The 22494-nt window shown below is 73.5% G+C and carries 24 protein-coding genes, 2 pseudogenes and 1 riboswitch; of the genes and pseudogenes, 13 read left to right on the top strand and 13 right to left on the bottom strand.

Going from position 1 to position 22494, the window contains the following annotated elements:
• Nucleotides 1-30: 30 nt before the first annotated feature.
• Entirely contained in the window at nucleotides 31-1425 is a 1395-nt protein-coding gene (locus ACZ66Z_RS25625; RefSeq protein ID WP_469937702.1) for a VWA domain-containing protein, read from the bottom strand.
• Nucleotides 1422-2291 (bottom strand): AAA family ATPase, encoded by an 870-nt coding sequence (locus ACZ66Z_RS25620; RefSeq protein WP_469937700.1) that lies wholly within the window; start codon nucleotides 2289-2291, stop codon nucleotides 1422-1424. The genes ACZ66Z_RS25625 and ACZ66Z_RS25620 overlap by 4 nt, the downstream gene beginning before the upstream one ends.
• Nucleotides 2292-2471: 180 nt before the next feature.
• On the opposite strand from ACZ66Z_RS25620, the gene ACZ66Z_RS25615 reads away from it, so the two are divergent.
• Complete coding sequence (locus tag ACZ66Z_RS25615) at nucleotides 2472-3749, top strand: PP2C family protein-serine/threonine phosphatase (RefSeq protein WP_469937698.1); 1278 nt, start codon at nucleotides 2472-2474, stop codon at nucleotides 3747-3749.
• 136 nt (nucleotides 3750-3885) lie between these two features.
• Complete coding sequence (locus ACZ66Z_RS25610; protein WP_469937696.1) at nucleotides 3886-4251, top strand: luciferase domain-containing protein; 366 nt, start codon at nucleotides 3886-3888, stop codon at nucleotides 4249-4251.
• Nucleotides 4252-4270: 19 nt separating this feature from the next.
• Here the strand turns inward: ACZ66Z_RS25610 and ACZ66Z_RS25605 are convergent, their stop codons facing one another.
• Nucleotides 4271-4762: a PaaI family thioesterase gene (locus ACZ66Z_RS25605; RefSeq protein WP_469937694.1), complete on the bottom strand. Its 492-nt coding sequence runs from the start codon at nucleotides 4760-4762 to the stop codon at nucleotides 4271-4273.
• A gap of 97 nt (nucleotides 4763-4859) precedes the next feature.
• Between ACZ66Z_RS25605 and ACZ66Z_RS25600 the strand changes: the two genes are divergently transcribed.
• Complete coding sequence (locus ACZ66Z_RS25600; RefSeq protein ID WP_469937692.1) at nucleotides 4860-5336, top strand: winged helix-turn-helix transcriptional regulator; 477 nt, start codon at nucleotides 4860-4862, stop codon at nucleotides 5334-5336.
• 75 nt (nucleotides 5337-5411) lie between these two features.
• On the top strand, nucleotides 5412-6269 hold the full coding sequence (locus ACZ66Z_RS25595) for a YhjD/YihY/BrkB family envelope integrity protein (protein WP_469937690.1): 858 nt from the start codon (nucleotides 5412-5414) through the stop codon (nucleotides 6267-6269).
• 3 nt (nucleotides 6270-6272) lie between these two features.
• Here ACZ66Z_RS25595 and ACZ66Z_RS25590 read toward each other — a convergent pair whose 3' ends face one another.
• The 3 genes and pseudogenes from ACZ66Z_RS25590 to ACZ66Z_RS25580 all read right to left on the bottom strand — a co-directional run.
• Nucleotides 6273-6785 carry a hypothetical protein gene (locus tag ACZ66Z_RS25590; RefSeq protein ID WP_469937688.1) on the bottom strand — a complete coding sequence of 171 codons (513 nt, stop codon included), beginning with the start codon at nucleotides 6783-6785 and terminating at the stop codon, nucleotides 6273-6275.
• Nucleotides 6782-7114, bottom strand: coding sequence for a hypothetical protein (locus ACZ66Z_RS25585; protein WP_469937686.1), 333 nt, complete (start codon nucleotides 7112-7114; stop codon nucleotides 6782-6784). Before ACZ66Z_RS25585 ends, ACZ66Z_RS25590 begins: the two co-directional genes overlap by 4 nt.
• Nucleotides 7111-7668 (bottom strand): annotated as a pseudogene (locus ACZ66Z_RS25580) (AAA family ATPase); the annotation flags it as partial. The gene ACZ66Z_RS25585 and the pseudogene ACZ66Z_RS25580, both read right to left, overlap by 4 nt.
• Here ACZ66Z_RS25580 and ACZ66Z_RS25575 point away from each other — a divergent pair.
• A pseudogene (locus tag ACZ66Z_RS25575) lies at nucleotides 7669-7878 on the top strand (response regulator transcription factor); the annotation flags it as partial. It lies immediately after the preceding pseudogene.
• 112 nt (nucleotides 7879-7990) lie between these two features.
• Entirely contained in the window at nucleotides 7991-8494 is a 504-nt protein-coding gene (locus ACZ66Z_RS25570; RefSeq protein WP_469937684.1) for an NUDIX domain-containing protein, read from the top strand.
• 41 nt (nucleotides 8495-8535) lie between these two features.
• Here ACZ66Z_RS25570 and ACZ66Z_RS25565 read toward each other — a convergent pair whose 3' ends face one another.
• Nucleotides 8536-9060, bottom strand: a complete 525-nt coding sequence (locus tag ACZ66Z_RS25565; RefSeq protein WP_469937683.1) for an AMIN-like domain-containing (lipo)protein — start codon at nucleotides 9058-9060, stop codon at nucleotides 8536-8538.
• Between the two features lie 109 nt (nucleotides 9061-9169).
• Between ACZ66Z_RS25565 and ACZ66Z_RS25560 the strand changes: the two genes are divergently transcribed.
• The 3 genes from ACZ66Z_RS25560 (at nucleotide 9170) to ACZ66Z_RS25550 (ending at nucleotide 10685) form a co-directional block, all read left to right on the top strand.
• Nucleotides 9170-9817 carry a DUF6629 family protein gene (locus ACZ66Z_RS25560; RefSeq protein WP_469937681.1) on the top strand — a complete coding sequence of 216 codons (648 nt, stop codon included), beginning with the start codon at nucleotides 9170-9172 and terminating at the stop codon, nucleotides 9815-9817.
• A gap of 30 nt (nucleotides 9818-9847) precedes the next feature.
• Nucleotides 9848-10060 (top strand): hypothetical protein, encoded by a 213-nt coding sequence (locus ACZ66Z_RS25555; protein WP_469937679.1) that lies wholly within the window; start codon nucleotides 9848-9850, stop codon nucleotides 10058-10060.
• Nucleotides 10061-10184: 124 nt separating this feature from the next.
• Nucleotides 10185-10685: a peptidylprolyl isomerase gene (locus ACZ66Z_RS25550; RefSeq protein ID WP_469937677.1), complete on the top strand. Its 501-nt coding sequence runs from the start codon at nucleotides 10185-10187 to the stop codon at nucleotides 10683-10685.
• 242 nt (nucleotides 10686-10927) lie between these two features.
• Here ACZ66Z_RS25550 and ACZ66Z_RS25545 read toward each other — a convergent pair whose 3' ends face one another.
• The 4 genes from ACZ66Z_RS25545 to ACZ66Z_RS25530 all read right to left on the bottom strand — a co-directional run bounded on the left by ACZ66Z_RS25545 (nucleotide 10928) and on the right by ACZ66Z_RS25530 (nucleotide 14528).
• Nucleotides 10928-11167, bottom strand: coding sequence for a hypothetical protein (locus ACZ66Z_RS25545; RefSeq protein ID WP_469937675.1), 240 nt, complete (start codon nucleotides 11165-11167; stop codon nucleotides 10928-10930).
• A 4-nt stretch (nucleotides 11168-11171) separates the two neighbouring features.
• On the bottom strand, nucleotides 11172-11345 hold the full coding sequence (locus ACZ66Z_RS25540; protein WP_469937673.1) for a hypothetical protein: 174 nt from the start codon (nucleotides 11343-11345) through the stop codon (nucleotides 11172-11174).
• Nucleotides 11346-11507: 162 nt separating this feature from the next.
• Complete coding sequence (locus ACZ66Z_RS25535) at nucleotides 11508-11756, bottom strand: type B 50S ribosomal protein L31 (protein WP_469937671.1); 249 nt, start codon at nucleotides 11754-11756, stop codon at nucleotides 11508-11510.
• A gap of 123 nt (nucleotides 11757-11879) precedes the next feature.
• Nucleotides 11880-14528 (bottom strand): SpoIIE family protein phosphatase, encoded by a 2649-nt coding sequence (locus ACZ66Z_RS25530; protein WP_469937669.1) that lies wholly within the window; start codon nucleotides 14526-14528, stop codon nucleotides 11880-11882.
• 259 nt (nucleotides 14529-14787) lie between these two features.
• Between ACZ66Z_RS25530 and ACZ66Z_RS25525 the strand changes: the two genes are divergently transcribed.
• The 3 genes from ACZ66Z_RS25525 to ACZ66Z_RS25515 all read left to right on the top strand — a co-directional run bounded on the left by ACZ66Z_RS25525 (nucleotide 14788) and on the right by ACZ66Z_RS25515 (nucleotide 17863).
• Nucleotides 14788-15552: an alpha/beta fold hydrolase gene (locus tag ACZ66Z_RS25525; RefSeq protein ID WP_469937667.1), complete on the top strand. Its 765-nt coding sequence runs from the start codon at nucleotides 14788-14790 to the stop codon at nucleotides 15550-15552.
• A 247-nt stretch (nucleotides 15553-15799) separates the two neighbouring features.
• Nucleotides 15800-16396: an LURP-one-related family protein gene (locus ACZ66Z_RS25520; protein WP_469937665.1), complete on the top strand. Its 597-nt coding sequence runs from the start codon at nucleotides 15800-15802 to the stop codon at nucleotides 16394-16396.
• Nucleotides 16397-16555: 159 nt separating this feature from the next.
• A complete protein-coding gene (locus ACZ66Z_RS25515) occupies nucleotides 16556-17863 on the top strand; it encodes a phosphoribosyltransferase family protein (RefSeq protein WP_469937663.1) in 1308 nt (435 codons plus the stop codon).
• Here the strand turns inward: ACZ66Z_RS25515 and ACZ66Z_RS25510 are convergent.
• Nucleotides 17847-18737 (bottom strand): LysM peptidoglycan-binding domain-containing protein, encoded by an 891-nt coding sequence (locus ACZ66Z_RS25510; RefSeq protein WP_469937661.1) that lies wholly within the window; start codon nucleotides 18735-18737, stop codon nucleotides 17847-17849. The genes ACZ66Z_RS25515 and ACZ66Z_RS25510 overlap by 17 nt on opposite strands.
• 2 nt (nucleotides 18738-18739) lie before the next feature.
• A riboswitch (cyclic di-AMP (ydaO/yuaA leader) is annotated at nucleotides 18740-18898 on the bottom strand.
• A gap of 407 nt (nucleotides 18899-19305) precedes the next feature.
• On the opposite strand from ACZ66Z_RS25510, the gene ACZ66Z_RS25505 reads away from it, so the two are divergent.
• Nucleotides 19306-19908 carry a DUF6197 family protein gene (locus ACZ66Z_RS25505; RefSeq protein WP_469937659.1) on the top strand — a complete coding sequence of 201 codons (603 nt, stop codon included), beginning with the start codon at nucleotides 19306-19308 and terminating at the stop codon, nucleotides 19906-19908.
• 71 nt (nucleotides 19909-19979) lie between these two features.
• On the opposite strand, the gene ACZ66Z_RS25500 is transcribed toward ACZ66Z_RS25505, so the two are convergent.
• A complete protein-coding gene (locus tag ACZ66Z_RS25500; protein WP_469937657.1) occupies nucleotides 19980-22004 on the bottom strand; it encodes a phosphocholine-specific phospholipase C in 2025 nt (674 codons plus the stop codon).
• Nucleotides 22005-22494: the final 490 nt, after the last annotated feature.

The raw sequence follows: 22494 nt of genomic DNA, 5'->3' as shown, positions 1-22494 counted from the left end.
GCGGCGGGGTCCGGGGGACGGGCCCCGTCGTCACACCGGGAGCAGCCGGCCGATCAGCTCCCCCAGCTGGCGGGCGTTGCGACAGGGGCGCATCTCCACGAGCTCGGCGTAGGCCGGGGCCACCGAGTCGCCCGTGCCCCACAGCGAGGGCTGCTCGGGGTTGAGCCAGTGGACCCGGCGCGCGCGGCGCGCGATGAGCCGGAGCGCCGCCAGGTTCGGGTCGGCGCCGTTGGTGCGGGCGTCGCCGAGGACGAAGAGGACCGTGCGCGGGCCGACCGCCTCCGCGTACCGCTCGGCGAACTCCCCGAGCGCCGTCCCGTAGTCGCTCTGTCCGTGCCACCCCGTGAGCTCCGCCTCCGCGAGGATGCGGTCGCCGAGCCCCGCCGGGTCGGCCGCGCCCCGCGCGATCAGCCCGGTCACCTCGTCCACCCGGTTGACGAAGGCGAAGACCCGCACGCGGCTGAACTGGTCGTGCAGGGCCTGCACGAGCAGCATCGTGAACTGCGCGAAACCGGCCACCGAGCCCGACACGTCGCACAGCAGGACCAGCTCGGGACGTCGGGGAGGGCGTCGTCGCAGGACCGGGCGCACCGGCACGCCCCCGGTCGACAGCGAGCCGCGCAGGGTCCGCCGCAGATCGATCTCCCCGCGCGCCGCCCGGCGCCGCCGCGCCGCGAGCCGGGTGGCCAGCTTCCGCGCCAGCGGCCGTACCGTACGCCGCAGCTCGTCCAGCTGCGCCCGCCCGGCCAGCAGGAAGTCCACGCCGTCCGCCGTCCCCGCGACCGCCCGCCGCGCGACCCGGTCACGGCCCTGCCGCTCGGCGACGCGCCGCCGGGCCTCGGTCCGCACGCGCTCCCGGAAGGCCTCGATGCGCCGCCGGATCTCGTCGTCGAGCAGCCGCTCGGTGAACTCGGGGCCCTCGGCCGCGGCCGGCGCGCGCAGCCGCTCGCGCACCCGGGCGAGCAGCGTCTCGGGGCGCAGCCGGGAGAGCGCCTGGTACGAGGACCAGCCGTCCGACTCCGGGCCGGAGCCGTAGCCGCCGAACCCGCCCACCGCCTCGGCGGCCAGCCGGTCGAGTGCGGCGCCGTCCCCGGCGGCGAGGGCCTCGGCGAGCCGGTCCCGCAGTGCGGCGAGGCCCTCGGGCGTGTTCTCGTACGCCTCGGCCGGGCCGGGAGCGGCACCGAGCGGGAAGTAGAGGTCGAAGACCTGGTCGAACACCCTCCGCCGGCCCTCTCCGTGGAGCAGCGTCGCCGCCAGCGCCTCCCGGACCCGCTCCCGGTCGGCGAAGCCGACGGCTTCGAGGGCCAGTCCCGCGTCCACGGTCTCCCCGGTCCCGATCCCGAACCCGTGTGCGCGCAGCGCCGCGACGAGCCCGGTGAGCCGCACCACGGCACCCGCCGGACCGTTGCCGTCCGCCGGGCTCACACCGTGTCCAGGTCGAGCTCGGCCGCCGCCCTCACGATGTCCTCCCGGTGCTTGAGGAGGACGCCGAGGGTCTCCCGTACGACCCGTTCGTCCAGCCGGTCCGCGCCGAGCGCGAGCAGCGTGCGGGCCCAGTCGATCGTCTCCGACACGGACGGCACCTTCCGCAGGTCCATCGCCCGCAGCGCCCCGACGACCCGCACGACGGACGCGGCGAGTGCGGCGTCGAGGCCGGGGACCTTGAGGGTCACGATCCTGCGCTCCAGCTCCTCCTCGGGGAAACCGATGTGCAGGAAGAGGCAGCGGCGGCGCAGCGCCTCGGACAGCTCGCGGCTCGCGTTCGAGGTGAGCACGGTGAACGGCCGCCGCGTCGCCGTGATCGTGCCGAGTTCGGGCACGGTCACCTGGAAGTCGCCCAGCACCTCCAGGAGCAGGCCCTCCACCTCGACGTCGGCCTTGTCGGTCTCGTCGACGAGCAGCACCGTCGGCTTCTGGGAGCGGATCGCGGTGAGCAGCGGCCGGGGGAGCAGGAACTCCTCGCCGAAGATGTCCGTCCGCGTCTCGTCCCAGGACTCGCCCCGCCCGGCCGTGATGCGCAGCAGCTGCTTGGCGTGGTTCCACTCGTACAGCGCGCGGGCCTCGTCCACGCCCTCGTAGCACTGGAGCCGGACCAGGCGCGCCCCCGTGGCCTCGGTGACGGCCTGGGCGAGCTGCGTCTTGCCGACGCCGGCCGGGCCCTCGACGAGCAGCGGCTTGCCCAGCCGGTCGGCGAGGAAGACGGTGGTGGCGACGGCCGGCGACGCCAGGTAGCCGGTCGTGGCGAGCCGCTCGGCGACGTCGTCGACGGAGGTGAAGAATCCGGTCGTCATGGCTGTCCCCCGGGAAGCGGAATCTCTTACTGGCCAGTAGCCTCAGCTGTACTTGATCAGATCGGGGACCACCGCACAACCGTCCGCGTGCGCTCCGCGACGGGCACGGGGCGGTCGCGCGGTGGTGCAATGGGGGGACCGGGCACGTGACCCGGAGGCCCGCACGGCGGTGGAGGTGTCGTGACGGAACGGGACGAGGCCCTCCTGGCCAGGACGCGGGCCCTGGAGGAGGCGATCGGCGAGATCGGCACGACGCTCGACGAGACGACCACCTGCCGCGAGCTCGCGGCCTTCCTCGCCCGTCACCTCCACGGCTCCGTCACGGTCGACCTGCTCGACGAACCGGGTGCCCCGGTCCGCCGCGCGGCATCGGCCGGTCCGCCGTCCCCGGGACCCTCCGCCGCGGGTCCGGGGACCCCGGCCGCGGGGCCGACCGCCTCCGTCGCAGGCCCGGCCGCTTCCCGGGCCTCCCGCGCGGGATCGACCGTTCCCGGAGCCTCTGCCGCGATGCCGGCCGTCTCCGGAGCCTCCGCCGCGATCCCGGCCGTCCCCGAATCCTCCGTCGCGCTCCCTGGCGCCCCCGGTCTCGCCGTGTCCCTCGCCGTGCACGACGAGGAACCCGTCGGGACCGTGGCCGTCACGCGCGCGGGCCCCGATTTCTCGGCCGACGAGATCACGGTCCTCCGGCAGGCGGCCCGGCTGGCCGCCCGGCACCTCGGCCACGCCCGCCGCCTCGTCGCCACCGAGGACACCGCACTCCACCTCCAGCGCGCCCTCGTCGCCGAACCGGGCCGGCCGCACCCCAACCTGGAGATCGCGGGCGGCTACCTCCCGGCGGGCCCCCGCGCCCTCGTGGGCGGCGACTGGTTCGAGACCGTGCGCCTCCACTTCGGCCGCAGCCTCCTCGTCGTCGGCGACGTGATGGGCCACGGGCTCGACGCGGCCGTCGACATGAACGCCTACCGCACGGCGCTCCGCGAGACCGCCGCGACCGACCTGCCGCCGCACCGGGTGCTGCGCCACCTCGACTCGATGGTCGCCCAGGACGACGCCCGCCGCCCCGCCACCTGCCTGCTCGTCCGGGTGGACCCGGCCCGTGGCACCGCGACCTTCGCCAGCGCCGGCCATCTGCCGCCCGCCGTGTTCGGCCCGGACGGCTCCGCCGAGCTCGTCGACCTCCCGGTGGGGCCACCGCTGGGCACCGGCGTCGGCGGTTACGAACCCACCACGCGCCCGCTCGCCCCGGGCGAGACCCTGCTGATCTTCACCGACGGCCTCGTCGAGCGGCGCGGGGAGGACATCGACCTGTCGCTCGCCCGCCTCGCCGCCCTCCGGCTCCCCGTCGGCTCCGGCCCCGAGCAGGTCGTCGAAGAGGTGCTCCACCGCCTCGACGCGCATCACGCGGAGGACGACGTGGCCGTCCTCGCCGTCCGCGTCCGCGCCCGTCCCGCACCGTGACGCGGAGTCACCCCGTCTCCACGCGCAGCCGTGACGCACGGTCACACCGTCCCCGTCGAGGGTCTGTTTCGCGCCGCGGCGGGATTGTTGCGGCAGGACGCTTGTGCACGGCCCCGGGGCCCGGCACGCTCCTCGTATGAACACGGCCAGGCATGCCAGTGAACGTCTGATGAGCTGGCCCTCGCTGACCCCCGGCCGCGCCCATTGCGGCGCGGAGCTCGGGCTGGGCACCGGGACGCAGGAGATCGTCCACTTCCACGGCGAACACGAGGCGGACGTCCACCTCACGCGCGCCATGGTCGCGAAGCTGCGCCCGGCCCTCCTCGGATCGAGCGCGGTCCGGCTGCGGGCCGGATCGGGCTGGGTGACGGTCCGTCTGGACATGGGATCGGACATCGACCTGCTCGCCACCCTGGTGAGCGCCGCCCTCCAGGGCAACGGCGTCCCCGACGTCGCCCCGGACGGCTGCACCCGCACCCTCCCGGTCCCCGGCGCCCGCTGAACCTCCCCGGGTCCGAAGGCTACGAGGGAACCGGGAAGAGCATGCACGTGCTCGTCGCGTGGGCGAGGAGCCGGTCCTCCGCGTCGTACAGGCGCGCCTCCGCCAGTGCCGTGCGGCGCCCCTGCGACAGCACCGCGCCGACGGCCCGGACCTTGCCCGTGTCCATCGTGACCGGACGGAGGAAGCGGGTCGACAGGTCGAGCGAGGTGTACGCCGTGCCCCGCGGGAGCGTGCTGTGCACCGCGCAGCCGGCGGCCGAGTCGAGCAGGGTCGCGTAGACCCCGCCGTGCACGCTTCCGATCGGGTTGTAGTGCTCCTCGCCCGGTTCGAGCACGAACACCGCGTGTCCCGGCTCGACCTCCTCCAGGGTGAAGCCGAGCAGGGCGGCGATCGGCGGTCCGGGCAGTCGGCCCGCCACCATCTCCCGCAGGAAGTCGATGCCCGCCATCGACATCCCGGCACGCGCCGTGGCCCCGGCGTCCTCCCACTCGACCGTGCGTGAACGCCCCATCACCACTCCACTCGCTCACCGTCTGACTTTGTATGCCGAAGCTAGCTTCCGTGCCGGCTGACTGTCAACGACAGAGTCAGATGGTTAGAGTGGGCGGATGAACTGGCTGGAGACGGATACGGAGAACTGCCCGGTCCGCCGCGCCCTGGACGTCGTGGGCGAGAAATGGAGCCTGCTCATCCTGCGCGAGGCCTTCAACGGCGTCCGCCGGTACGACGAGTTCCGCCACCACCTCGGCCTCTCGGAAGCCGTCCTCGCCGACCGCCTCCGCAAGCTCGTCGCCGCCGGGGTCCTGCGCAGCGAGCCCTACCGCGACCCCGGCGCCCGCACCCGCCACGAGTACCGGCTCACCCGCAAGGGCGTCGATCTCTGGCCCGTGCTCCTCGCCCTCAAGCAGTGGGGCGACACCCATGCCCCCGACCCCGAGGGACCGGTCCTCGACGTCCGTCACACCGACTGCGGCGCCCCCGTCCGCGTCGTCGTCCAGTGCGAGGGCGAGGAACGGGCCGTGCTCACCGCCCGCGAGGTCACCGCCCGCCCCGGCCCCGGCGCCCGCCCGCTCCGGGCCCGGTGAGCCGGGCCGGGGCCGCCCACCCGTTCGGCCCCACCCCTGAGATGTCCCGGCGCCCCGCCGGGTACCTCACCAGGCATGCCCCCCACACCCGGTCCGCCGCGCGACGGTGCCCCCGCCGAACACGGCCACTGGTTCGCACGGCTCCACGCGCGCGTCCTCACCTCCTCGGTCGGCCTCGCCTGGAACCGCGGCCGGGCCATGGAACTCATGCACCGCGCCATGGGCTTCGCGGCGCTCAGCCTGCTCACCCTCGTCCCCCTGCTCATCGTCATCGCCGCGGCCGACCTCGCCAGCGGCCACGGCTTCGCCCGCTGGCTCGTCCAGGGCCTCGGCGTCACCGAGGTCTCCCAGGAGGAGGTCGAGCAGCTCTTCGGCCAGCCCGGACAGGCCCTGCAGCGCACCACCGCCTTCGGCCTCGCCGCCCTCGCCGCCTTCGGCGTCACCTTCGGATCCGCCGTACAGACCGGGTACGAGCGGGTCTGGGACCTCCCCACCGCCCGCTGGCACACCATGTGGCGGCACGTCGTCTGGCTCGCCGTCCTCGTCGCGTCCCTGCTGCTCTTCGTCGCCTTCCCCGCACCCGAGAACGCGCCGGTGGGCGTCACCGCCCTCGTCGCCCTCGGCGACCTCCTCGGCACCTTCCTCTTCTTCTGGTGGTCCCAGCGCTTCCTGCTCTGCGGCCGCATCCGCTGGCGCGCCCTCGCCCCCGGCGCCGTGCTCACCGCCCTCGGACTGCTCGGGCTGCGGGTCTTCTCGCAGCTCGTCTTCTCCCCGCTGATCGCCTCGAACGCCGTGACCTACGGCCAGTTCGGCACCGTCCTCGTCCTCCAGTCCTGGCTCGTCGGCGTCGGCTTCGTCGTGTACGGAGGCGCCCTCGTCGGGCGCCTGGTCCACGAGCACCTCGTCCGCCGCCGGCTGCGGCGCCCCCGGTGACCCCTACTGGTCCCGGCCCCGCACCGCGAGGACCGTCACCGCCGTTCCGCCCAGCGCCCACAGCACGAGCACCAGCCACGCACCGCCCGCCGACCAGGGGAACAGTCCCCCGGCGGGCGGTCCCGCGTCCGCGAGCCGCTGCCAGGCGTGCAGCGGCGTCGCGTGCGCGAGCACCGCCGTCAGGTGACGCCGGTCCGAGAGCACCGCGGGCAGCAGCAGGAGCAGGACCACCGCGCCGACGATCGAGACCGCGGCCCTCCGCAGCAGCGCGCCGACCGCCATCCCGGCCACCGCGCACACGGGGGCGAGGAGAGCCGAGGCCACGACGATGCGCGACGCCCCCGGATGGGTGATCGGCAGCCCGATGCCCCGGGTCGACAGCATCGCCTGCGTCGACCAGAACGAACCGAGGGCGGCCACCGCTCCGAACACGGTCTGCGCCACCGCCACGACCAGCACCTTCGCCGCCATGAGCGCACCCCGTGCCGGTACCGCCGTGAACGTCGTACGGATCATCCCGCTGCCGTACTCGCCGACCACCGCGACCGTCCCATGGCGGCCGAGGCGAGGACCAGGACCAGCGCCGCGTTGTACGTGAAGGCGTCCCACAGCGCCATGTCGTTCGCCACGAACGCGGCCCGGCTCCCCTCGTCGTACTGGAACCAGTAGCGGTAGTGGTCCCAGGCGGTGCCGAAGTTGAAGGCGACCACGACGAGCGCGCCGAGCAGCAGCGACCAGCCCGTCGAGCGCAGCGACCACAGCTTCAGCCACTCCGACCCCACCAGGTCGCGGAAACGGGCACGGGGCTCCGGCACGGGGGCCACGGGAACATCGAGGGTCGTCATCGGGCGTCTCCTGCCGGGTACTCGACGCTGTCGGCGGTCAGTTCCATGAACGCCTCCTCCAAGGAGGCCGTACGGGGGGCGAGCCGGTCGAGCAGCACCCGGTGCTCCAGGGCCAGTTCGCCGACGCGGGTCGCCGAGATCCCGGTCACCGTCAGCAGACCGGCCTCCTCCTCGACCTCCGCGCCCTCCCCGAGCAGCAGCGCCGTCAGGCGCGCCCGTTCCGGCGTGCCCACCGTCACGCTCGGGCGCCTGCCCCGCGCGGCGAACCCGGACAGGCTCTCCGCCGCGATCAGCACGCCCCGGCCGATGACCACCAACTCGTCCGCCGTGTGCTCCGTCTCCGTCATCAGGTGACTCGACACGAAGACCGTGCGGCCCTCCGCCGCCAGCCGCCGGAACACCCCGCGCACCCACTTCACGCCCTCCGGATCGAGGCCGTTCAGCGGCTCGTCGAACAACAGCACCGGCGGGTCGCCGAGCAGCGCCCCGGCGATGCCGAGCCGCTGCCGCATGCCCAGCGAGTACCCGCCGATCCGGCGCCCGGCCGCCCCCGCCGCGGCACGGAGGGGATCACCGACCGCGAGCGCGAGGTCCTCACCCTCGTCGGACGCGGCCTCTCCAACACCGAGATCGCCGGGACGCTGCACATCAGCGTCGCCACCGCGAAGACCTACGTCACCCGGCTGCTCGCCAAGCTGGACGCCCGCGACCGCGTACAGCTCGTGATCATCGCGTACGAGGCGGGCCTGGTCTCCGCCGTCTGACGGCCCGGCGGTGCTCACACGATCCGGTGATCCACTCGTGAGGCGCCGGCCGGCCCGTCCCGCACCGCTTGGATGGAGGCGACCCATCCGGTCCGTCGAGAGAGAGCCGCCCATGGCGAACACCTGGCTGCCGCCCGCCGAGTACGTCGACACGCTGCCGAGAGCGACGGCGTACGCCTGCCTCTACTTCACCGACACCGCCGGCCGCCCCTTCCAGCTGCGGGCCGCCTACCAGACCGAGCCGTGGCAGTGGCCCGGCGGCAACATGGACCCGGGGGAGACCCCCTGGGAGACCGCCGTGCGCGAGTGCCACGAGGAGACCGGGATCGTCTTCACCGGCGAGCCGCGCCTCCTCGCCGCCCACTTCGTCACGGACCGGGGCGCGGACTGGCCGGCCAACCACATCGGCTTCATCTTCGACGGGGGCGAGCTGACGGACGAACAGATCGACGCCGTCGTCCTCGACCCCGAGGAACACAGCGAGTACCGGCTGCGGACCCTGGACGAGTGGGAGCGGGAGATGAACCCGCGCGAGTTCGCCCGTCTCGCCGAGATCGACCGGGCGCGAAGGACCGGGCCCACCGTGTACGTGGAGAGCGGACCCACCGGGACGTGAGCACGGGGCCCGTCCACCGGGACGGGCCCCGACCCGTGCGCTCAGGCCCGGCAGCCCACCGTCGGGTGGGCGACGTCGACGACGAAGCGCTCCGGCGAGTGCAGCCGGAAGGTCTTGTACCCGGGCTTGCTGTCGAAGGCGGCTCCGATGCCGACCACGCCCTCGAAGTCGCCGGTCAGCGCGACCCCCTTGAGCGCGGGGAGGTGGATCTTCAGCAGCCGGGGTCCCCGGTACACGGACCGTCCGGCGTCGTCGTGGGCGGCCGCGGGGGAGAGCTTGATCTCCAGGAAGTACTTCCCCGCGAGCGGGACCCTGTTTCCCGATCCGTCGTAGTGGAGCGAACGGGCCTGGTGGACGGTGACCGGGGGCATGGCGCCCCGTACGTCGATCACGAGCCGGTCGAAGGCGGCGTGGCAGCCCCAGCGGGCGTTGACGACCAGGGCCGTGGCCGGGGTCGAGGCGCTCGGGTGCGGGGCGGCGGCCGCGCCCGCCGGGACCGTGGCGCCGATTCCGGCGGTCAGCAGGATTCCCGCGGCGACGGCCGCGAGGGTGTGGCGGTGATGCATGACGTCCCCCAATTTCCGCTGTTCCGGGGACAGTGGTGTCACTGGCAGAGACACCCACCCCAACGATACGGTTCCACCCGTTTCGCCGTATATGGGGTAAAAATTCTCCATGTGCTGGAGCGCGACCGCCGACCTCTGGGCGGGCCTCGGGATCGGTGCCGTCGGCGTCGCCTCCCTGGCCTCCGTACGCCGCCCCGGGGACGCGCCGCTCGCCGCCCTGCCCCTCCTCCTCGGCGCCCACCAGGCCCTGGAGGCCGCCGTCTGGCACGCCGGTGGCGGAACCGGGACCGCCACCCTCGTCTGGGCCGTGATCGCCCTCCCCCTGCTGGCCCTCTGGGTGCCCCTCGGGGTCCTCGCCGCGGCCCGTCCCGCCGACCGGCCGCCCCTGTTCGTGCCGCTCGCCGCCGGCCTCGTGACCGCCTCCGTCCTCGCGCACCGCCTCGCCGTCCGCCCCGTCTCGGCCGAGATCCGGGGCCACACCCTCGGCTACGCCGTCGACCTGCCGCACGCGCCGCTGGTCCTCGCCGGATACCTGCTCGCCACCGTCGGGGCGTTGCTCCTCGCCCGCGACCGGCTCCTGCGGGTCCTGGGCCTCCTCACCGGCCTCGGAGCGGCCGTCTGCGCCCTCCTGTGGCGCACCGAGTTCGTCTCCACCTGGTGCGCCCTCGCGGCGGCCGCCTCGTTGCTGCTGCTCGTCTGGGCCCGTCGGCGGCGGCCGGTGACGTCCGCGGACGAATCCGAGCCCGGCCGGCCGTAACCCGACGCCCTCTCGGCAGTTGACCAGGGCATGAAGAAGCGCAGCATGCTCGCCATCGCCTCCCTCGCCGCAGGCGTCGTCACCGCCCTCGTCACCCCGCCGCCGCAGGCCAGCGCCGCCGACACCCCCCTCGCCGGCACGACGGGCCTCCTCCAGGACGACCAGACCGCCACCGTCCTCCACGAGACCGTCCAGGGCGCCGAGGGCGCCCTCCAGAACCAGCAGGGCGGCGGGCTGCTCTGACGCCGCGTCCCAGGTGGCGGCCGGTGCCCCGCGTTCCCGACGGAGCGCGGGGCACCGGCGCGCCGTGACCCGGGAGGAGGCGGCCCGTGCGCGCGCCGTGCGTGAGTAATGACAGGATGTCCCCATGAGCAACGAGAACGTTTACTTCGAGATCAACATCGACGGCAAGCCCGCGGGCCGCATCACCTTCAAGCTGTTCGACGACGTCGTTCCCAAGACGGCGGAGAACTTCCGCACGCTCGCCACCGGCGAGAAGGGCTTCGGCTACGCGGGCTCCCCGTTCCACCGCGTCATCCCGAACTTCATGCTGCAGGGCGGCGACTTCACCAACGGCAACGGCACCGGTGGCAAGAGCATCTGGGGCGAGAAGTTCCCGGACGAGAACTTCAAGCTGAAGCACGACCGCCCGTTCCTGCTGTCGATGGCGAACGCGGGCAAGAACACCAACGGCTCGCAGTTCTTCATCACCACGATCGTCACCGACTGGCTCGACGGCAAGCACGTCGTCTTCGGCGAGGTCGTCGAGGGCCAGGACCTGGTCAAGAAGATCGAGTCCCTCGGCTCGGGCTCCGGCGCCACCAAGGCCAAGATCGAGGTCGCCGAGTCCGGCATCGTGAAGGCCTGATCGCCTCTCCGGCCGAACCACCCCTGTGGGCCGAAGCGCCCCTCCGGGCGGAGCAGAGGGCCCGGTGCCCTCGCTCGCCCACCCGGTCGGGCGGGGAACGCGCTCCCCCGGACGCGTGTCCCCGCCCCGCCGTGGCTCCTGAGCCCGCCGTGGTCCCTGAGGCCGCCGTGGCTCCTGAGCTCCTTGTGGCCTCTGAGTCCCGGTGCCTCCTGAGCTCGCCGTGCCTCCTGAATCCCGGTGCCTCAGGCGGAGCCAGGCGCGTTCCGCACCGCCCACGCCGAGAAGGGCCGGGGCGCCCGCCCGAGCACCCGCTCCACGTCGGGGCTCACCCGCCCCTCGTCCGCGCGGGGTTCGCCCGTCACCGACAGCATCCCGTCGACGGTCTCCTCCGGCAGGAACCGCACCGACTGCGACCGGGCCTCGTCCGCGCTCTGCGCCACGAACTCCACCGGCACGTCCAGCGCTTCGGCCGGCGCCCGCACCTGTTCACGCGGCGAGACCGCGACCGGCCCCGTCAGGATCGGCCGGATCGCCCTGCCGGTGCGTCACACCGGCGGGCAGCCCCTCGGTCGGACGGCGGCTCACCGCCGTGACCTCCCCGTCGGCCGCGGCCGGCGTCTCCACCAGCGGTCGTCCGACGTTTCCGGTCACGACGATCACAGCTGTCCCCCCCAGGGAGCCCGTGGCGGAGCGCGCGTGCCCCACCGTCTTCGTGACCTCAGCCTGGAGGGCGAACCGGCCGTCTCCTGAACGGTTTCACGGACGGACTCCCCACGGCCCGCTCTGGGGCGGCTTCGGGGCGGCCTCACTTTCCGGACGGCCTCACTTCCCCTCGCCGTAGCGGCGCTCGAACTGGGAGATCCGGCCCTCGGAGTCCACGGTCCGCGCCTTGCCCGTGTAGAAGGGATGGCTCTCGGACGAGATCTCGACGTCGATCACGGGATACGTCTCGCCGTCGTCCCACTCGATGGTCCGGTCGCTGGTCGCGGTGGACCGGGTCAGAAACGCGTACCCCGCCGAGCGGTCACGGAACACCACGGGGCGGTAGTCGGGCTGCTTGTCCTGCTGCACGTGTCCTCCTCGGGCTGCTGCCCTGACTCGTCCGGCCTGATCGGCACGGCACCCCCAGCCTCCCCGGCCGCACGGCCCCCGACCAGCGCCACGGGCCCGACCGGGTGACGCCCCGCGCCCGGCTCAACCGCTGTCCGTCCACCGTGCCGCGAGCAGCAGCGCGATGTCGTCCGGGCGGGACGTGGCGGCCCTGGCCTCCCGGATCAGCCGGTCGGCCGTCTCCGTGAGCGGCAGCGCGCCCGTCGCGGCGAAGGCACGGGCCAGCCGCCCGATCCCCTCGTCGATGTCCTGGCCCGGCCGCTCCACCAGGCCGTCCGTGAACAGCGCGAGGACCGCCCCCGGAGCCAGCCGGAACCGCGTCACCGGATACGACGCCCGGGCGTCGACCCCCAGGACCATCCCGCCCGCCAGCTCCACCGGCCGCGCCGTGCCGTCCGGCATCCGCAGAAGCGGCTGCGGATGCCCCGCCCGCACCGCCCGCACGTCACCCGTCTCCGGATCGAGCAGTACGTAGCAGCAGCTCGCGAACTGCCCCGGATCCAGATCGATCAGGAGCCGGTTGGTGCCGCGCATCACGTCCTGCGGCCGATGTCCCCCCAGCGCGAACGCCCGGACGGCACTGCGCAGCTGCCCCATGGTGGCCGCTGCCGCCACACCGTGCCCCTGCACGTCGCCGATGACCAGCGCGAGCCGCCCCTGTTCGGTCTCGATCACGTCGTACCAGTCGCCGCCCACCTCCATGCCCTGCGTCCCCGGCAGATAACGGCCCACCGTCTCCACCCCCTCCCGCACCGGCAGCCGGTGCGGGAGCAGCGCGTCCTGCAGCCCCCGCGCGACCGCCGCCTCCGTGTCGTACCGCTGCGCCCGCTCCAGGGCCTGCGCGATCAGCCCCGCCAGCGCCGTGAGGACGGTCCGTTCCTCCGGACCGAAGCCGCGGGGCGAGTCGAAACCGAGGATGCAGGAGCCCACCGGCCGGCCCGAGGCGATCAGGGGGAGGAAGGCCCGCGCGCCCGAGTGCGCGTCCATCGGGAGGTCCGGATAAGCGCGGCCCAGCTGCTCCATGGACTCGAAGAAGAGCGGTCGGCCGGTCGTCAGGGTCTCCACACCCGGCACCCGGGAGTCCAGGGCCACGCCGTCGAAGGGTTCGAGGAAACCCGGCGGAAAACCCGTCTCCCAGGCCAGGTAGAGCCGTCGGTCGCTCAGCAGGTAGATCGCCAGCTGCCGTCCGCCGAAGGCCGGCAGCAGCTCCTCCGTCACCACCGCCGACACCTGGCGCGCCGTCACCGCCCCGGAGAGCGCGATCGCCAGGGCCACCGGCCGGTACAGCATCGCCGCCCGGTCGCCCGGCGCCGACAGGACGTCGTCCGTCCGCCGTCCGTCCGTCCGCCCCGCGCTCGCCTGGTGCTCGTCCGCCTGCTGCTCGTCCGTCTGCTGCTCGTCCGTCTGCTGCTCGTCCGTCTGCCGCTCGTCCGCCTGCCGCTCGTCCGTTCGCCGCTCGCTCGCCGCCGGAGCGAGGAGCGCCGGGTCCTCCTGAGGGGTCAGCACCATCGTCACCCCGTCCCGGCCCGGGTGGAGCGACACCGACAGCCACCGGCCCCGCTCCGGACGGGCCAGGAAGCGCACCGGTTCGCCGGACAGCAGGGCGGAGCGCAACTGCTCCTCGTGGAAGGGATGATCGAACCAGGGCAGCGCCTCCCACAACGGCCGCCCCGCCAGCACCCCCCGCGGCCGGCCCAGCAGATGCTCCGTCTGCTCGTTGAGGTAGGTGACGCGGCCGAGCCGGTCGACGGCCAGGATGGCCCGAGGCAGCCGGTCCGTGGCGTCCGAGCCGATCAGCCCCGTACCGAGGTCCACGAGCGTCCCCTCCAGCCGGCCGCCGCCGGTGGCTCCCGCCCCCGGCGCGGCCCGCCGCGCACGCGCGGACACCTCGAGGAGGTGGAGACCGCCGTCCGGCCCCCTCAGCCGGATCCTGCGGACCGACGGCCGCCCGCCCGTCCCCGTCGCCTGCCGGGCCGCCGCCCACAGCGCGTACCCGTCCTCGGGGTCGAGGAGGGACGTCAGCACCTCGATCGAGCAGGGCGAGGACACGCCCGCGCCGAGGACGGCGAGGAGTCCTTCGTCCAGCGCGACCGTGCCCGTGTCCAGGTCCCAGGTGAAGGAACCGAACCGGACCGGCGGTCCCGAACCGGTGGGCAGCTGCACGCACACCGGATCCCCGGGCCACTCGACCTCCGTCCCCCGCCCGGCCAGCTCGGCCAGGGCCTCACCGAGGCGGAGCGCAGACCCGGTCATCCGTCTCCGGTCCCGCGCGTCCACCGGAACCCCCGGGCTCGGCGCCCGCAGCGCCACGAGCACGCCGAAGCGCTCACGGCCCGCGACCACCGGCGCGTACAGCGAGGCGAACGGGAACGGCAGGCTCGCCACCAGCTGGGGGAAGCGTCGCATGGCCTCCTCGACGTCGGCGAGGTGGACGGGCTGGCCCGAGCGGTGCACCTCCGCCACGGGGAACGGCCGGTTCGCGTGCATCCGCCACCACGGCCGGAACAGCGGCCCCGGCAGTCCCACCAGGACCGCGAGTCGCAGCAGCCCCGGGGTCCCGGAGCGCAGGTACACCCCGCCCGCGTAGCCGCCGACCTCCTCCACCGCCGCGAGGGCCGCCTCCGAGAGGGCCCATGTGAGCGCACGGGAGGCGGGCCCGTTGTCGGCTCCGTTCCCGGACGGACTCCCGGTGCCGCCCGCCGGGCCGGGGCCGGACGTGCCGTGCGAGGTCACACAGCCAGCATCCCCCCGTTCCCGGAGGGACGCGAAAGCACCCGCGGCCCGCCCGCCGGACGGACGTGAAGACCCCGCGGCCCGGTCCCAGGGAGCCGCCTCCCCACCCCGGACCGCCGTGGTGTCCTCCCGCCCCGGAGTCGGCGCGCTCCCGCGCGCCCCGCCCGATGGTGTTGACCCGTTGCGTCCGCGCCGTCACACTCGGTCGTCGACCGCCGCCGTCGGCGCGCGGCGCACGACCTCGCGAGCAGGGGGCACGATGACGGGGCAGGTTCTTCCGTACGACGTACACGGCGAGGGCCCCGGGAGGGCCCTCGTGCTGCACAACTGGTTCGGCGACCGCACCAGCTTCGCCCCGTTGCGCGCCCACCTGGACGCCGCCCTCGGCACGTACGCCTTCGTCGACTGCCGGGGCTACGGCGACGCCCTCGACCACGCGGGCGAGTACACGATGGAGGAGGTCGCGGCCGACGCCCTCGCGGTCGCCGACGACCTCGGCTGGGACTCGTTCTCCGTCATCGGACACTCGATGGGCGGCAAGGCGGCCCAGCTGATGCTGCTCGACGCCCCTGACCGGATCAGCTCGATCATCGGCGTCTCCCCGGTCTCCGCCGCCGGCTTCCCGCTCGACGGGGAGACCTGGGAGCTCTTCGCCGGGGCCGCCGACGAACCGGCCCACCGGCGGGCGATCATCGACAACACCACCGGCGGGCGCTACGACGACGCGTGGCTGAGCGCACTCGTCGACCGTTCCGTCACCCGCTCCTCCGCGACGGCCTTCCGCGCCTACCTGGACTCCTGGTCCCGCACCGACTTCCACGAGCGGGTCCGCGACAACCCCACGCCCGTCCTGCTCGTCGTCGGCGCCCACGACCCCGCGCTCGGGTCCGAGGCGATGGAGGCCACGTGGCTGCGCTGGTATCCCCACGCCCGCCTCGAAGTCCTCAAGGACGCCGGTCACCACGCTCCCGAGGAGACCCCACAGGCCCTCGCCGAGGCCATCGAGGCCTTCCTCGGCGCCTGAGCTCCTCGGCCCCGATCCCGATCCCGATCTCGGCCTCGTCCTCGGCTCCCTCCTCGACCCCTTTCCCGCCTTCGGGTTCCGGCCTCGTCCGCAGGCTGTCCGCAGGCCGTCCGGGGGTCATCCGAAGGTCGACGGAGCCGACGACTTTGGAGGACAGCGGCGGGGCCCCTCGGCAACGGATCATCGTGCTCACGACCTCAGGGGGCGGTCTTCCAGGGACCGTCCACGACCGGCAGGAGCACGACCGATGGGCCTCGCACAGTCGCAACACCGCTTCCTCGTCCGGCAGAAGGTGACGCCCATGGCCAACCGCTACCTGGTGCACACCGCCGGACCGGACGGCAAGGAGGGCGAACTCGTCGCCTTCGCCCACCAGAAGAGGATGGCGCTCAAGGAGCGCATCACCTTCTACACCGACGAGTCCCGGCGCCAGGTCCTCTTCACCTTCAAGGCCCGTCAGATCGTCGACCTCGGCGCGACGTACGACGTGGTCGGCGCGTCCGGCACCCGACTGGGCGGCTTCCGGAAGGACTTCGGCGCGTCCCTGCTGCGGAGCACCTGGCACCTGAGCCGGGAGGGGGAGGAGCGGGAGGCGACCGGGCAGGAGCGGAACCGGGCGGTGGCGCTGCTGAGGCGGGCCTGGGACTTCCTGCCCTTCGTCGACCTCGTCCCGTTCGTCGTGCCGTACCACTTCGACTTCGTCGAGGACGGGCGGACCGTCATGTCCGTCGACAAGCTCTTCGACATCCGGGACCGGTACGTGCTCGACATAGCCGACCCGGAGCTCGACCGCCGGCTCGCCATAGCCCAGACCGTGGCCCTCGACGCCCTGCAGTCCCGCTGACCGAGCGGGCCCGTCGTCCGGGCGGGAGCGCCGTCCGGGCCTCCGTCGGCGACGCCTGTCGACCGGGGCGGGCCGTCTACCCTGGAAGGACGGGCAGGGGACGGGGCACTCCGTTCCTCCCCGCGCCCGAGCCGCGCACCGGCGGAAGGGCGGCGGACCATGTTCTTCAGCGATCGCACCGACGCGGGGCGACAGCTCGCCGCCCGGCTCGACCACCTCAAGGGCCATGACGTCGTGGTCCTCGGGCTTCCACGGGGCGGCGTGCCGGTGGCCGCGGAGGTCGCCGACGCCCTCGACGCGCCACTCGACATCTGTCTGGTACGGAAGCTCGGCGTGCCGAACCAGCCGGAACTCGCGATGGGGGCGCTCGGGGAGGGAGGCGTACGGGTGCTCAACGAGCGGGTGCTCCGCGAGACCCGTGTGGGCGGCCGCGACCTCGCCGCGGTGGAGGAGCGCGAGCACGCCGAGCTCGACCAGCGCGCCCGGCGCTACCGGGGCAGCCGGTCCACCGTGCCCCTCGACGGGCGGACGGTCGTGGTGGTCGACGACGGGCTGGCGACGGGGGCCACGGCGCTGGCGGCCTGCCGGGTGGTCCGGGCCCGGGGCGCCGCCCGGATCGTCCTCGCCGTCCCGGTGGCACCGCGGGGCTGGACGGCCCGTGTCGGCGGCGAGGCCGACGAGACCGTCAGTGTGCACGCGCCGGATCTCTTCTTCGCGATCGGTCAGTTCTACGGGGACTTCTCACAGACCCCGGACGCCGAGGTCATCGCCTGCCTGGACCGGAGCAGGGCCGCCCGGGACCCCGTCGTGCAGGACACGGAGGTGCGGATCACGGTCTCCGGGGGCGTCACCCTCGGCGGACGGCTCGCGGTGCCCGAGGACGCCGGCGGCATCGTCCTGTTCGCCCACGGCAGTGGCAGCAGCCGCCACAGTCCCCGGAACCGGGCGGTCGCCGGGGTGCTCAACCGGGCGGGTCTCGGGGCGCTCCTCTTCGACCTGCTGACCGAGACGGAGGCGGAGGACCGGGAGCACGTCTTCGACGCCCCGCTCCTCGCCGGGCGGCTCGCCGGGGCCACGGAGTGGCTGGCCGGGAGGCCCGGGAGCGCGGGGCTCCCGCTCGGGTACTTCGGCGCGAGCACGGGCGCGGCCGCCGCGCTGTGGGCGGCCGCCGACCCCGCCTCCCCGGTGGGCGCCGTCGTCTCGCGGGGCGGCCGGCCGGACCTCGCGGCCGAGCACCTGGCACGGGTGCGCGCCCCGACGCTCCTGGTGGTGGGCGGCGCGGACGCGGTGGTCCTGGACCTCAACCGACGGGCCCTGGCCCTGCTGCGCTGCGAGAACCGGCTCGCCGTGGTGGGCGGCGCCGGCCACCTCTTCGAGGAGCCGGGCGCCCTGGAGGAGGTGGCGGACCTCGCCACCTCCTGGTTCGCCGAGCACTTCCGGCGGCAGGGGGTCAGTACGCCGAGTTGACGTTGTCGATGGAGCCGTAGCGGTCGGCCGCGTAGTTGCAGGCGGCGGTGATGTTGGCGACCGGGTCGAACAGGTCCATGGACGTGCCGGGCACGTGGTAGGCGAGGAAGGTCGGCTCGATGACCTGGAGCAGGCCCTTGGAGGGGGTGCCGGCGACCGCGTTGGAGTCCCAGAGGTTGATGGCCTGGGGGTTTCCGGACGACTCGCGCATGACGTTGCGGAGGATCCCGTCGTAGGAGCCGGGGATGCCGTGCTGGCCCATGATGGCCAGGGACTCCCGGATCCAGCCGTCGAGGTTGTCGGCGTAGTTCGTGGCGGCGGCGGGGGCCGCCTTGCCGGCGGAGGGGGCGGCGGCGACGGCCGGGACGGCCTGCGCGGCGGAGGCGCCCGTGCCGGTGGCGACGGCGGGAGCGGCCGACCGGCGCTCGGAGCGGCTCGCCCGTTCGGTCGTGGCGGACTTCTTCGCCTTCGGCTGGGCGGGGGCGGCCTTGGCGGAATCCCGACGAATCGTCAGTTCGAGACCGGGGTGAATGAGTGACGGGTCGTCACCCACGACGCTCTTGTTGGCGCTGTAAAGGCTCTTCCAGCCCCCCCGAATTCCCTTCTTGCGGGCGATCAGGGAAAGCGAGTCACCACTCACGACGGTGTACGTGCGCACGGTGGCCGGGGCGGCGGGGGCCTTGGCGGCGGTCTGCGCGGCGGGAGCGGCGAGGGACTGGGCGGCGATCTCCGGGGCGCCGGACACGGGCGCGGCGCCGGCGACGGCCGGGGCGATGAGCGGCAGGGTGAGTGCGGCGCCACCCGTACCGACCAGGGCGAGGCCCCGGGAGACGGGGCTGCGGCGGGGGCGGCGGTGCTTACCGTGAGCAGGCATGACGGTTTCCTCTCCGGCGCCTGCGGGGTGAGCTGTCGGGTTCGGACGGGAGATGTCCGGCCGCGCGCACGCGGCTTCACCCCGAGCCGTTCCGGATTCCGGACCGGCGTATTCGTGGGTCCCCCGCTCCTGCCGTCGGGTGAAAAGGGAGTTTTACCGAGCGGCGGCAGGATTGGGCGTTCCGCTCGAATGGAGGTGACCGTAGGCCAGTAATGCGACGGATAACAAGGGGAGAGGGTCCCGGGTATGCGGAAATGGATCACGGAATTCGGATGATTCAAGATCGACGCCGTCCGGTGGGCGTCGAACTTCCTTGCCCGGTACGGGGCGGGGGAGAAGGCCGCAGAATCGTCGAGCCGTGCGAGTGAGTCGCGTCACGCGAAGCGGAATGTCCTATTTGGTATGTAGTTCCTTTCATGGGTGAATGGGGTGATAATTCATGTGATGAGTTGTTCGCCGAGAAGGCGAGGGGTGTCGCGAGGTCGACGACTCTCCGCGTGAGGGTGAAAGCGGCAAAACCGACATTCCATCTTGAAGGATGGGGGGAGTCGACCCAGGAGACATCCCCATGCCGCCCTCCGCCTCCCTGCTCAGCCCCGACGCCCTCGACCGCGAGGCGGCCGCCCTCTTCGAGAGCGCCACCTGGCAGCGGATCGTCACGGACTGGACCGCCCCCCAGGAGTCGCCGCCGGTCGAGGAGGGCTGGCGGGCCCTGCTCAGCGTGCCGGTGGACCGGCTCGTGGCCGACGCCCTGGCCGCCCTGCCCCCGGAGCTCCCCGTCGAGCGCCGCATCCCGGGACGGCTCGGCGCCGTGCTGCCGGACCGGCTGCACACCTGGCGCCGCATCGGACAGGCCGAGCTCCGCCCCTCGGTCCACCTCGGCTACGCGCGCCTGGTGCTGACGGAATGGGGCTGGCAGAACGCCCCGTACAAGCTGCGGGACGCACGCGGCGCCCGGTGCGTCTGCGGGGCCCTCCTCGCCGCCCACCGGCTCGGCTACGGCAGCGCCGACACCATGAACGAGGCGGCCGCCTGGGTCATGACCGAGCTGCGGTCACGCGGGTGGCAGGGGCTGATCGGGCCGTGGAACCGGGCCCCCGGCCGCACCGGGGCCGACGCGGTGGCCCTCCTCGACGCCACGGTCCGCCGCGCCGCGCACGCCGGGCGCTGATGCCGTGCCGCCCGGTGCCGGGCGGCAGCGGTGACCGGAAGGCCGCTGCCGCCCGGCGCGCGGGGGAGGGGTCAGCCGCTGACGCTCGGGGCTCCGGTCTCGATGTGGCCGGTGTACCGGCGCGACCAGCTCCCGTCGATGTCGGCGGTGATCGTGAAGTCGTACCAGCCGCCGTTGTACGCCACCGCGTTGAAGAAGTCCTCGCGACGGGAGTTCGCCGGAACCGTGTACGTCCACGGGCCGTCCGAGCGGTAGGCGTTCGAGCGGATCGTGAAGGTGACGGGCCCGGCCGAGGAGTTGGTCATCGTGAACCACAGGGCCGTCCTGCCCGTTCCCGACTCGGGTGCGAACCGGGCCGCCACCTCGACGGCCTTGCCCGCCTTGGAGGCGTCCCCGATGAAGCGGCGCAGGAAGCGGTTCGGGCCCATCATCGAGATGTCGTACTTCCCGGACCCCGAGCCGAGCCCGATGTTGAAGTAGTCGGTGGCCGTGCCGCCGGGATCGACGGTGTACTGCCAGGCGGCGGTGTCCCGGTACTGGTGCGGGTGGATCGAGAAGTGCGCCGACCGCTTGGCCTCCGCGCCCCGGTTGGTCATGGAGAACCAGGCGAGGATCTTGCCCGCGGCGCCGAACTCGAAGCGGTCGAGGTTGCCGTTCACCTGGTACGGCAGGGCGCGCGCGGGGCGGGTGCCGGACTCCTGGGCGGGCAGCGCGTTGTTCTGCGGCGCCGGGTTCGGCAGCGGGCCGCAGGTGGCCTGCCCGATCACCTTCGCCGTGGACGGAAGGCCGGCGGGCACTCCGTACACCGGGTGGGCGAAGTCGAAGACCCCGGTCAGGTCGCCGGTGACCTTCCGCCGCCAGGCGCTGATGTTCGGACAGGTGGCCGGGGTGCCGAGCGCCGCCGTCCAGCTCTCCAGGAAGCGCAGCACCGACGTGTGGTCGAAGACCTCGGAGCTCACCCATCCGCCCCGGGTCCACGGGGACATGACGATCATCGGGACGCGGAAGCCCAGGCCGATCGGCACGCCGTCGAGGTACTCGCCCGCCGTGCCCGGAGGGGCGACCGGCGGCGGCACGTGGTCGAAGAAGCCGTCGTTCTCGTCGTAGTTGAGGAACAGCACCGTGGAGTCGAACACCTCGGCATCGGCGGCCAGGGCACGGTAGACGAGGTCGACGAAGTGGGCTCCGTCCCCCGGAGGGGCGTAAGGGTGCTCCGAGAAGGCCTCGTTCGCGACCACCCACGACACCTGCGGCAGGGTCCCCGCGACGACATCGGCGCGGATCGCCGCGGCGATGTCGTCCGGCGTCGAGCCCGTCACCTTCGGAACCGAGCCCATGCCCCGGTCGTACAGCGGATCGCCGGGCCGTGCGTCGGTGAACTTCTTGAAGTACGCGAGGCCGTTGTCGCCGTAGTTGTCCTGGGCGTTCTGGTAGACCTTCCAGCTCACGCCGGCGCGCTGGAGCGCCTCGGCGTACGTCTCCCAGGTGAGGCCCGACTCGTCGCCGCCGTCCTTGCTGGAGGCGTCGACCTTCCCGCTCCACAGGAACGTGCGGTTGGGGCCCGTGGCGCTCAGCGTCGAGCAGAAGTACGCGTCGCAGATCGTGTAGTGGTCGGCGAGCGCGTAGTGGAACGGGATGTCCCCGCGGTCGAGGTGACCGAGCGTCCGGGTGTTGCCCACGCCCGTGACCCAGTTGTCGAGGCGCCCCTTGTTCCAGGCGGCGTGCTGAGAGGTCCAGCTGTGCGGCAGGTCGCCGTTGCACTGTGCGAGGGTCTCGCCGTCCACGCCGCCGGCCGGTGGCGTGGCGCTGAGCTTCCAGGGGTACTGGCGGCCTCCCCAGTTGGGCTGGTTGAACGTGCCCCAACCGCCGGGCAGGTTGCCGGCGGCGCGGTCGCCGAAGCCCCGCACGCCCTTCAGGGTGCCGAAGTAGTGGTCGAAGCTGCGGTTCTCCTGCATGAGGATCACCACGTGCCGGACGTCGGCGAGGGTGCCGGTCGCGGCGCTCGCGGCGGCGGACGCCCGCGCCGACGGGAGCGCGGCCCCCGCCACGAGCCCCGCGCCGATCCCGACGAACCCCCTGCGGCTGATGGGAATCATGCCCCGCCTCTCCTGTCACGGTGTGCCCTGGTGGCACGTCGGAGACATGATGGGGGAGGAGAGCTTAAAGGTATACAGCTGTGCGGTAATTACTCGATGAATACATGCGGGACCTGAGAAGCCAAGCTCTGAATTGGTCCACGAAGAGACCAATGAATCGGCGTCAGATCGACGAGGCGGGCCCCGGGTGGCGGGTCGGACGTCGGGCGGCGGGGCCGCGAGTGGCTCCAGGAGGGTGTTCCGACGTCCGCGCGTGGGCATGATCCGTCCCTCCGCCGGGGTCACGACCGCACGGCCGCCCCGCTCGTGCACGCGGCCGGTCGGGGCCACCGGCGGGCGTGGGATCTGGAAAGGGGATGCATGTTTCTGCTTGAATGAATCCGTCTTCAAGCAACTTCCATCAATATCGCGCACTTTTCTTGCAAGGAGATCGGCATGACCACCACCCGCACCGCCGTGGAGATCGCCTCCCAGCCGGAGACCTGGCGCC

The organism is Streptomyces sp. NPDC107498, assembly GCF_055582805.1.
Note: the sequence above shows the minus strand (reverse complement) of the source record. Positions and strands in the feature narration are given on the sequence as shown.

Excerpts from the sequence above, each read along its gene's own strand:
- ACZ66Z_RS25555 (WP_469937679.1), top strand. The coding sequence starts at position 9,848 with ATGAAGAAGCGCAGCATGCTCGCCATCGCCTCCCTCGCCGCAGGCGTC.
- ACZ66Z_RS25550 (WP_469937677.1), top strand. The coding sequence starts at position 10,185 with ATGAGCAACGAGAACGTTTACTTCGAGATCAACATCGACGGCAAGCCC.
- ACZ66Z_RS25520 (WP_469937665.1), top strand. The coding sequence starts at position 15,800 with ATGGGCCTCGCACAGTCGCAACACCGCTTCCTCGTCCGGCAGAAGGTG.
- ACZ66Z_RS25500 (WP_469937657.1), bottom strand. The coding sequence starts at position 22,004 with ATGATTCCCATCAGCCGCAGGGGGTTCGTCGGGATCGGCGCGGGGCTC.
- ACZ66Z_RS25590 (WP_469937688.1), bottom strand. The coding sequence starts at position 6,785 with ATGATCCGTACGACGTTCACGGCGGTACCGGCACGGGGTGCGCTCATG.
- ACZ66Z_RS25610 (WP_469937696.1), top strand. The coding sequence starts at position 3,886 with ATGAACACGGCCAGGCATGCCAGTGAACGTCTGATGAGCTGGCCCTCG.
- ACZ66Z_RS25620 (WP_469937700.1), bottom strand. The coding sequence starts at position 2,291 with ATGACGACCGGATTCTTCACCTCCGTCGACGACGTCGCCGAGCGGCTC.
- ACZ66Z_RS25600 (WP_469937692.1), top strand. The coding sequence starts at position 4,860 with ATGAACTGGCTGGAGACGGATACGGAGAACTGCCCGGTCCGCCGCGCC.
- ACZ66Z_RS25605 (WP_469937694.1), bottom strand. The coding sequence starts at position 4,762 with ATGGGGCGTTCACGCACGGTCGAGTGGGAGGACGCCGGGGCCACGGCG.
- ACZ66Z_RS25565 (WP_469937683.1), bottom strand. The coding sequence starts at position 9,060 with ATGCATCACCGCCACACCCTCGCGGCCGTCGCCGCGGGAATCCTGCTG.
- ACZ66Z_RS25560 (WP_469937681.1), top strand. The coding sequence starts at position 9,170 with ATGTGCTGGAGCGCGACCGCCGACCTCTGGGCGGGCCTCGGGATCGGT.
- ACZ66Z_RS25595 (WP_469937690.1), top strand. The coding sequence starts at position 5,412 with ATGCCCCCCACACCCGGTCCGCCGCGCGACGGTGCCCCCGCCGAACAC.
- ACZ66Z_RS25525 (WP_469937667.1), top strand. The coding sequence starts at position 14,788 with ATGACGGGGCAGGTTCTTCCGTACGACGTACACGGCGAGGGCCCCGGG.
- ACZ66Z_RS25510 (WP_469937661.1), bottom strand. The coding sequence starts at position 18,737 with ATGCCTGCTCACGGTAAGCACCGCCGCCCCCGCCGCAGCCCCGTCTCC.
- ACZ66Z_RS25570 (WP_469937684.1), top strand. The coding sequence starts at position 7,991 with ATGGCGAACACCTGGCTGCCGCCCGCCGAGTACGTCGACACGCTGCCG.
- ACZ66Z_RS25515 (WP_469937663.1), top strand. The coding sequence starts at position 16,556 with ATGTTCTTCAGCGATCGCACCGACGCGGGGCGACAGCTCGCCGCCCGG.
- ACZ66Z_RS25585 (WP_469937686.1), bottom strand. The coding sequence starts at position 7,114 with ATGACGACCCTCGATGTTCCCGTGGCCCCCGTGCCGGAGCCCCGTGCC.
- ACZ66Z_RS25505 (WP_469937659.1), top strand. The coding sequence starts at position 19,306 with ATGCCGCCCTCCGCCTCCCTGCTCAGCCCCGACGCCCTCGACCGCGAG.